Raw genomic sequence first — 3,064 nt, 5'->3', positions numbered from 1 at the left:
CACCGCCTGCACCACCGCCCCGCAGCTCGGCGAGCACCCGCCCGAACCGCACCCGGTGCTGCCGGCCACCCCGTGGCGACACACCCACCACTGGATCACCGACAAGCCCCGGCTGGCCGCCGCCGGCTCCGCGCCCCGGCCGGGCACCCTGCTCGGCGGGCACACCGTCGTGGCGGGAACCCCGCCCAAGCAGCTCTGGCAGGCCCGGCTGGTGCCGGAAGCCAAGCCGTACCCGGGCTTTCACCGGCTGCACGGTTTGGAAGTCGTGCCGGTGTCGGTGCTGCTGCACACGATCGCCACCGCCGCGGGCGAGCGCGCCGGCGCGACACCGGCGCTGACCGGAATCCGGTTCGAGCAGCCGATCGTCGTCGACCGGCCGCGAATGATCCAGGTGATGATCGACGGCGCCGGCGCGGGTGCGGCGGTCACGGTGTCGTCCGCCCCGGCCGACACCGACCGCGAGCCCCGCTGGACCCGGCATCTCACCGCGCAGCTCGCCGCGCCAGCCGAGCGAACCAACGGGTCCGGTGCGGCCCGGTCGAGCACAGCGCCGCCCGCCGAACTCGGTGACGCCGAAACCCGCTCGATCGCCGAGCTTTTCCGTCAGGCCGGCGTGGACGGCCAGGCGTTCGACTGGTCCGTCGAATCGGCCCGGCACACCGCCGACGGCGTCGTCGCCGACGTCCGGCTGGCCGAGGCGAGCACGCCGGCGCTGCTCGACGCCGCCGTCTACCTGGCCCGGCTGGCCGGGCGCAGCGACGCGCTGCTGGTGCCGTCCGGCGTGCACAGCGTCCGGATCGGGGCCGCGCCCACCTCGCCGCGGGTCGCGGTCGAGGTGCGCCGATGCCCCGATGGTCCCGACGACGGCCTGACCGTCGACATCGCTGTGCGCACCCCGGACGGCAGCACCGCCGCCGACATCCACCGGTTGCGCTACACCGACATGGAAGTCGACGGGGCATCCGGCGCCGGGCAGGCATCGGCCCGCGACGCCGACCCGCGGTCCATCGCACACGCCATCGACTGGCAGCCGTGGCCGGTGAGCGCCGAGACGTCGGCGACCGGCACCGTCGCGGTGGTCGGCGGCCCGGCCGGTGCCGAACTCGCCGATCGGCTGGCCGCCGCCGGGCACCCGGCGGCCGGGACCGCCGATGCCCGCTATCTGGTCTATCTCGCCGAACCCGGCCCGGCCGAGACCGACGTCGACGCCGCGGTGCGGATGTCGACCGAGGTGAGCGAGCTGGTCCGGCAGCTGGCGGACCGCGACGAGCTGCACCCGGCGACGCTGTGGATCATCACCCGCGGCGTCCACGAGGCCGACTCCGCCGCGGCGCTGCCGCAGAGCTGCCTGTGGGGCCTCACCCGGGTGATCGCCGCCGAACAGCCGGAGCTCTGCGGCGGCCTCGTCGACCTGCCGACCGACGGCGGCGTCGGTGACTTCGCACCCGCGCTGGCCACCGCGCTGGCACAGCCGGCCCGCTCCACCCTGGTGCTGCGCGACGGCCAGTTCCGCATCCCGGCGCTGGCGCCGCTCTCCGGTCCGGCCACCCGGGAGCCGCTGCGCTGCCGTCCCGACGCGGCCTACCTGATCACCGGCGGCCTGGGCGCACTGGGGCTGCTGATGGCGAACTGGCTCGCCGACCGCGGCGCCCGCCGGCTGGTGCTCACCGGACGCACCCCGCTGCCGGCCCGGCACGCCTGGGACGACGGCGCCGCCGACGCCGAAACCCGCCGCAAGGTGGCCGCGATCCGGACGCTGGAACAGCGCGGCGTCGCCGTCGACGTGGCGGCGGTCGACGTCGGTGCACCGGACGCGGTGGCCGCGCTGCTGGACCGGCGCGACCGGGACGGGGCGCCACCGATCCGCGGTGTCATCCACGCCGCCGGCATCTCGGAGAGCGCGCTGCTCACCGAGACCACGGCCGACGCGTTCCGGCGGGTGATGTGGCCGAAGGTCGCCGGCGGAGCGGTGCTGCGGGCGGCCCTGCCCCCGGCCGAACTCGACTTCTTCTTCCTGACCGCCTCGGCCGGAACGGTTTTCGGCGTGCCCGGACAGGGCGCCTACGCCGGCGCCAACGCCTATCTGGACTGCCTGGCCCGGTCCTGTCACCGGCGCGGCTGGCATACCGTCAGCCTGGACTGGGTCGCCTGGCAGGGGCTCGGCTTCGCCGCCGACGCCGCGGTGGTGGTCGACGAGCTGCACCGGCTGGGCTCCCGGCCGGTCACCGCGGCCGAGGCCTTCGCCGCCTGGGAGTTCGTCGACTCCCACGACATCGCCCAGGCGGTGATGGCGCCGATGGTCGACCAGGCCGAACCACCGCCGGCGCCGGCCCGGATCTGGCCCCGACTGAACGGCGCGGACCTGCTGACCGAGCTGGAGAGCGGGCTGCGCGCCATCCTCGCCCGCGAGCTGCGCATCCCGGAAGCCGAACTCGAGGCCGACCTGCCCTTCGCCGAGTTGGGGCTGAACTCGGTGATGGCGATGTCGATTCGGCGCGAGGCCGAACAACTGGTCGGCATCCAGCTGTCGGCGACGATGCTGTGGAACCACCCGACGGTCGCCGCGCTGGCCGGCTACCTGGCCAAGAAACTCGCGCCCGAGCCCGGCGCCGACGACGCACCGGCGGGATCGACGAGTTCGGACGGCGGCGTGCTCGACGCGTTGTTCAGCAGCGTGGAGTCGGCATCGTGACCGCCAGCTTCACCGAAGACCGGCTGCGCGGATGGCTGGTCGACTACCTGGTCACCGTCGTCGGCTGCGACCCCGCCGACATCGACGTCGACGCGTCGCTGAAAGACCTGGGCCTGGGGTCGCGTGAGGCGGTGGTGCTCGCCGGTGAGCTGGCCGAACTGCTGGACCGGCCGGTCTCGCCGGTGGACTTCTGGCAACATCCCACGCTGAACGGGCTGGTCGCATATCTGGTCGCACCGCTCGGGCAGAGTGATACGGAGACAACGGATCCGACTGGCCGGGCCGCGCTGGACGAGCCGATCGCGGTGATCGGCCTGGGCTGCCGGTTCCCCGGTGACATCGCCGGGCCGGCGGCGTTGTGGCGCTTCCTGC

General features: G+C 74.6%; 2 protein-coding genes. Both read left to right on the top strand.

What is annotated here, in order from left to right:
* On the top strand, positions 1–2,692 hold a 2,692-nt coding region (locus AC2VNT_RS02560), incomplete at its 5' end, for a KR domain-containing protein (protein ID WP_486945363.1).
* A partial coding sequence (locus tag AC2VNT_RS02555) for an acyl carrier protein (protein ID WP_486945362.1) occupies positions 2,689–3,064 on the top strand: 376 nt, incomplete at its 3' end. The genes AC2VNT_RS02560 and AC2VNT_RS02555, both read left to right, overlap by 4 nt.

This window comes from Mycobacterium sp. TH-M15, assembly GCF_057473705.1.
The sequence above is the reverse complement of the archived record's forward strand: the minus strand, read 5'-3'. Positions and strand labels throughout refer to the sequence as shown.